Source organism: Pseudomonas sp. YuFO20, from assembly GCF_035064975.1.
In the GTDB taxonomy this organism is placed as follows: domain Bacteria; phylum Pseudomonadota; class Gammaproteobacteria; order Pseudomonadales; family Pseudomonadaceae; genus Aquipseudomonas; species Aquipseudomonas putida_AE.
This window is the reverse complement of sequence record NZ_JAXDEO010000121.1, coordinates 1-5,390: the sequence shown is the minus strand read 5'-3', so window position 1 is coordinate 5,390 and position 5,390 is coordinate 1. Positions and strand designations below refer to the sequence as shown.

Sequence of the window (5,390 nt, the reverse complement as noted above, 5' to 3'; positions counted from 1 at the left end):
CGGCTTGCCGGCGAAGGCGATTTGACGGACGCCTTCGCCGGCAAGCCGGGCTCCTACAATGTTTTGTATTGGCCGCTAGCCGGCGATCTTCCAGTCAGCGATTCACATCCACCACCACCCGCCCACGCAATTGCCCCGCCAGCAGGCGCGGCGCCGCATCGATCGCTTCGCTCAATCCGATTTCATGGCTGATCAATGGCAACAGGTCGAAGTCCAGATCCCTGGCCAAACGCCCCCACGCCTCTACACGCCGGGCTTTCGGCTGAGTCACACTGTTGATCCCGGCCAGCGTCACGCCACGCAGGATAAAGGGCGCGACGGAGGCCGGAAAATCCATGCCCTGGGCCAGACCGCAGGCAGCGACGGTGCCTTCGGCCTTGGTACTGGCACAGGCGTTGGCCAGGGTGTGGCTGCCCACCGAATCGATGACTGCTGCCCAACGCTCCTTGGCCAAGGGCTTGCCCGGCTCGGACAAGGTGGCGCGGTCGATGATTTCGCTGGCGCCCAGCTGCTTGAGGTATTCGTGCTCCGACAGGCGACCGGTGGAAGCGACCACCCGATAGCCCAGCTTGCTCAGCAAGGCGATGGCGAAACTGCCGACACCGCCGTTGGCACCGGTAACCAGTACTTCACCTTGATCGGGCGTCACACCGTTGCGCTCCAGCGCCATGATGCACAGCATCGCCGTGTAGCCCGCCGTGCCGATGGCCATTGCCTGTGCTTCAGTGAAGGCCTCGGGTAGCGCAATCAGCCACTCGCCCTTGAGCCGGGCCTTTTGCGCCAGACCGCCCCAGTGCCCTTCGCCCACGCCCCAGCCATTGAGCAGGACTTTGTCACCGACCTTGTAGTCCGGATGCCCGCTGGCTTCGACGGTTCCTGCCAGATCGATCCCCGGCACCATCGGGAATTTTCGCACCACCGGGCTGCTGCCGGTGATCGCCAGGCCATCCTTGAAATTCAGCGTGCTGTACGCCACACGCACCGTCACATCGCCCTCGGGCAGCTGTTCTTCTTCGATCTGTTGCAGTGTGGCCCGGTAACCGCTGTCGTCTTTGTCGATCAAAATACCTTGGAACATTGCTGCCTCCTGGTGAGATCACCCGTTGTGGTGGGATTTAAATACCATATCGCAAAAAAATACCGTACTCGACTTTAAGCCAATATGATGGACCGCTATCAACGACGGAGGACTGCTGAAATGAGCCAATGGCCAGATACTCGTCTGCTTGACCTGCTTGGGATCGATCTGCCAATCATCCAGGCCCCCATGGCTGGTGCCACCACTGCGGACATGGTCATTGCGGCGAGCAACGCCGGCGGCCTCGGCTCGATGCCTGCCGCCATGCTGAGCGTCGAGCAATTGCGCGAAGAGCTCAAGCGCATCCGTCAAGAATGCCAGCGCCCGATCAACGTCAACTACTTCTGCCATCAACCACCGGCGGTGGACGAGCAACGCGCCCGGGACTGGAAGAACCTGCTGCAACCTTATTATCGCGAACTGGGTGTCGACTTCGATGCGCCGACGCCGGTGTCCAATCGCGCGCCATTCGATGAGGCAGCCTGCGCAGTGGTCGAAGAGCTGCGGCCCGAAGTCGTGAGTTTCCACTTTGGCCTGCCGGAAAAATCCCTGCTGGATCGAGTGAAAGCCACCGGGGCAAAAGTGCTGTCCTCGGCCACCACGGTCGAAGAGGCCATCTGGCTCGAGCAGCATGGCTGCGACGCCATCATCGCCATGGGTTACGAAGCGGGCGGACACCGGGGCATGTTTCTCAGTGATGACCTGAGCAGTCAGGTTGGCACCTTCGCCCTGGTACCGCAGGTCGTCGACGCGGTGAAAGTGCCGGTGATTGCCGCTGGTGGCATAACCGATGCGCGAGGTGTGGCGGCGGCGTTCATGTTGGGGGCTTCAGCGGTGCAAGTGGGCACGGCGTACCTGTTCACGCCTGAGGCCAAGGTCAGCGCCTCGCATCACAAGGCGTTACGCACCGCCAGGGAAAGCGAGACGGCGCTCACCAATATTTTCACCGGGCGTCCGGCGCGAGGGATTATCAATCGGGTGATGCGCGAACTCGGACCGATGAGCGCCCAGGCACCGCGCTTCCCCCTCGCGGGCGGTGCATTGATGCCGTTGCGCGCCAAAGGCGAGGCAGACTTCAGTAACCTCTGGGCGGGGCAGGCGTTTACCCTGGGCGTCGAGTTGAGCAGCGCTGAACTGACCCGGCGCCTGGCCGAAGAAGGCTTGGCGAAATTGCTACATCGCTGAGGGTTTGTGGCGAGTGACAACCTCACTCACCATAACCGCGCTGCAACGCATTCCGTTTACAGGCATTTCGCTATATATTCATCTATATAACGAATCACCCCTCGCAACACCTGCCCATGACGGAGCCGTTTCATGACCCTTCGCGCCTCACGTTTTGCACCCACCTGCCTGGCGAGCGTGCTTGCCGTGTTTGCCTTCGGCTCTGCCCAGGCGGACGAGGTGCAGGTCGCTGTCGCTGCCAACTTCACCGCGCCGATCCAGGCCATCGCCGCCGATTTCGAGAAGGACACCGGGCACAAGCTGGTGACTGCGTTCGGTGCCACCGGCCAGTTCTACACCCAGATCAAGAATGGCGCGCCGTTCGAAGTGTTCCTCTCGGCAGACGACACCACCGCGCAAAAACTTGAAGCCGAAGGCGACACCGTCAAGGGCTCGCGCTTCACCTACGCCGTCGGCACCCTGGCGCTGTGGTCGGCCAAGGAAGGTTACGTCGATGCCCAGGGCAAGGTGCTGGCCGATAACACGTATCAGCATTTGTCGATCGCCAACCCGAAAGCCGCTCCCTACGGCCTGGCAGCGACCCAGCTACTGGCCAGGCAGGGCCTGACCGACAAGGTCAAGGACAAGATCGTCGAAGGCCAGAACATCACCCAGGCCTACCAGTTCGTGTCCACCGGCAACGCCGAACTGGGTTTTGTCGCCCTGTCGCAGATCTACAAGCACGGCAAGATCACCAGCGGTTCGGCGTGGATCGTTCCGGCCAACCTGCACGACCCGATCAAACAGGACGCGGTCATCCTCAACAAGGGCAAGGACAACCCGGCCGCCAAGGCACTGGTTGACTACCTGAAGGGGCCAAAAGCCGCTGCCATCATCAAATCCTACGGTTACCAAATCTAAATGTCGCTGACGAGTGCCGACTTTTCCGCCATCTGGCTGACCCTGAAACTGGCGTCCCTGACGACCGTCATCCTGTTGCTGGTTGGCACTCCGCTGGCGTTATGGCTTTCGCGCACCCAATCCTGGTTGCGCGGCCCGGTCGGGGCGATCGTCGCCCTGCCCCTGGTGCTGCCACCCACGGTGATCGGGTTTTATCTGTTGCTGGCGCTCGGCCCCCATGGGTTTGTCGGCCAGTTCACTCAATCCCTGGGCCTGGGCACCCTCACGTTCAGTTTTGCAGGCCTGGTGATCGGCTCGGTGCTGTACTCGATGCCGTTCGTGGTCCAGCCGCTGCAGAACGCTTTTTCCGCCATTGGCACCCGCCCTCTGGAAGTGGCCGCGACCTTGCGCGCCGGTCCCTGGGACAGCTTTTTCAGCGTCACCTTGCCCCTGGCCCGCCCCGGTTTCATCACGGCGGCCATCCTCGGCTTCGCCCACACCGTCGGCGAATTCGGCGTGGTGCTGATGATCGGCGGCAACATCCCCGACAAGACCCGGGTGGTTTCGGTGCAGATCTACGATCACGTCGAAGCCATGGAATATGCCCAGGCCCATTGGCTGGCGGGCGTGATGCTGGTGTTCTCCTTTGCGGTGTTGCTGGTGCTGTACTCCAGCCGTAAAACCAAAGCGGGCTGGAGCTGATCGATGATTCACACGCGTCTGAAGTTGAGCTATTCGGGATTCGCCCTCGATGTCGACCTGCAGTTGCCCGGCCGAGGGGTCACGGCGCTGTACGGTCACTCCGGGTCTGGCAAGACCACCTGCCTGCGCTGCATCGCCGGGCTGGAACGGGCCGACCAGGGGTTTGTCCTGGTCAACGATGAAGTGTGGCAAGACAGCGACAAGGGGATTTTCGTCCCGCCGCACAAGCGTGCGCTGGGTTACGTCTTTCAGGAAGCCAGTCTGTTTCCTCACCTGTCGGTGCTGGCCAACCTGCAGTTCGGCCTCAAGCGCATTCCCCGGCAACTACGCCGGGTCGACATGGCACACGCAACCGAACTGCTGGGCATCAGCCACCTGCTCGATCGCCATCCGCAGCACCTGTCCGGCGGCGAACGCCAGCGCGTGGGCATGGCACGCGCGCTGCTCACCAGCCCGACGCTGTTGTTGATGGATGAACCCTTGGCCGCGCTGGACGCTCAACGCAAAAGCGAGATCCTGCCTTACCTGCAACGGCTGCACGATGAGCTGGACATCCCGGTGCTGTATGTCAGTCACTCCCAGGACGAAGTCGCGCAACTGGCCTACCACATCGTCCTGCTCAGCGACGGCAAGGCGCTGGCCAGCGGCCCCATCGGCCAGACCCTGGCCCGCCTCGACTTGCCGCTGGCGCTGGGGGACGACGCCGGCGTGGTGATCCAGGGGCATGTCGCGGCCTATGACGCCCACTACCAGTTGTTGACCTTGCAACTGCCGGACACCGACCTGAATATTCGCGTGGCCCACACGCCGATGGCACCGGGCCAGGCGCTGCGCTGCAAGGTTCAGGCGCGGGACGTCAGCCTGAGCCTGCACGGCGACGAACAAAGCAGCATCCTCAATCGCCTGCCGGTCACGGTGGTCAGTGAAATGGCCGCCGACAACAGCGCCCATGTACTGGTGCGCCTGGATGCCGCGGGCAGCCCATTGCTGGCGCGTATCACCCGCTATTCCCGGGATCACTTGAACCTACACCCGGGCCAACGCCTCTGGGCCCAGATCAAGGCCGTGGCCGTGTTGGCGTAACGTCGTTGGCACGACTGCCGCGGCCTGGGGTCAATGGCTGTAACGGCCCCTCGATCCCTCGCCCAGGACAACCGCCATGCCCGATGCACTGCCCCGTGACCTGCATTACGTCGATGACACCCAGCCGGGCATTACCCGCCGGAAACTGCGCGGCAAATTCTGCTACTTCGAGCCCTCGGGCCAGCGCATCGTCGACCCGGAGGAGATCCAGCGCATCAATGCCCTGGCGGTCCCACCGGCCTACACCGACGTGTGGATCTGCACCGACCCGCGCGGCCACCTGCAAGCCACCGGCCGCGACGCCCGCGGGCGCAAGCAGTACCGCTATCACCCGCGCTGGCGAGAAGTGCGCGACAGCGACAAATATTCACGCCTGCGGGATTTCGGCCTGGCCCTGCCGAAGTTGCGCAAACAACTGGAAGCCTTGCTGGCGGCGCCGGGTTTCAGTCGCGACAAGGTCATG

General features: G+C 62.8%; 5 protein-coding genes and 1 pseudogene. 5 read left to right on the top strand and 1 reads right to left on the bottom strand.

Annotation, left to right across the window (positions count from 1 at the left end; all coding sequences use genetic code 11):
• Positions 1-94: 94 nt before the first annotated feature.
• Positions 95-1,078 (bottom strand): acrylyl-CoA reductase (NADPH), encoded by a 984-nt coding sequence (gene acuI / locus SOP85_RS30645; protein WP_323629356.1) that lies wholly within the window; start codon positions 1,076-1,078, stop codon positions 95-97.
• A gap of 120 nt (positions 1,079-1,198) precedes the next feature.
• Here acuI and SOP85_RS30640 point away from each other — a divergent pair, with 120 nt between their 5' ends.
• The 5 genes and pseudogenes from SOP85_RS30640 to SOP85_RS30620 form a co-directional block, all read left to right on the top strand.
• Complete coding sequence (locus SOP85_RS30640; protein ID WP_323629355.1) at positions 1,199-2,263, top strand: NAD(P)H-dependent flavin oxidoreductase; 1,065 nt, start codon at positions 1,199-1,201, stop codon at positions 2,261-2,263.
• 132 nt (positions 2,264-2,395) lie between these two features.
• Complete coding sequence (modA, locus tag SOP85_RS30635; RefSeq protein ID WP_323629354.1) at positions 2,396-3,163, top strand: molybdate ABC transporter substrate-binding protein; 768 nt, start codon at positions 2,396-2,398, stop codon at positions 3,161-3,163.
• On the top strand, positions 3,164-3,844 hold the full coding sequence (gene modB, locus SOP85_RS30630) for a molybdate ABC transporter permease subunit (RefSeq protein ID WP_323629353.1): 681 nt from the start codon (positions 3,164-3,166) through the stop codon (positions 3,842-3,844).
• Between the two features lie 3 nt (positions 3,845-3,847).
• Positions 3,848-4,927 carry a molybdenum ABC transporter ATP-binding protein gene (gene modC / locus SOP85_RS30625; protein ID WP_323629352.1) on the top strand — a complete coding sequence of 360 codons (1,080 nt, stop codon included), beginning with the start codon at positions 3,848-3,850 and terminating at the stop codon, positions 4,925-4,927.
• A gap of 76 nt (positions 4,928-5,003) precedes the next feature.
• Positions 5,004-5,390, top strand: a pseudogene (locus tag SOP85_RS30620) (DNA topoisomerase IB); the annotation flags it as partial.

What these genes read in the sequence shown, in the direction of transcription:
- acuI (WP_323629356.1), bottom strand. Translation starts at nt 1,078, where the DNA reads ATGTTCCAAGGTATTTTGATCGACAAAGACGACAGCGGTTACCGGGCC.
- modA (WP_323629354.1), top strand. Translation starts at nt 2,396, where the DNA reads ATGACCCTTCGCGCCTCACGTTTTGCACCCACCTGCCTGGCGAGCGTG.
- SOP85_RS30640 (WP_323629355.1), top strand. Translation starts at nt 1,199, where the DNA reads ATGAGCCAATGGCCAGATACTCGTCTGCTTGACCTGCTTGGGATCGAT.
- modC (WP_323629352.1), top strand. Translation starts at nt 3,848, where the DNA reads ATGATTCACACGCGTCTGAAGTTGAGCTATTCGGGATTCGCCCTCGAT.
- modB (WP_323629353.1), top strand. Translation starts at nt 3,164, where the DNA reads ATGTCGCTGACGAGTGCCGACTTTTCCGCCATCTGGCTGACCCTGAAA.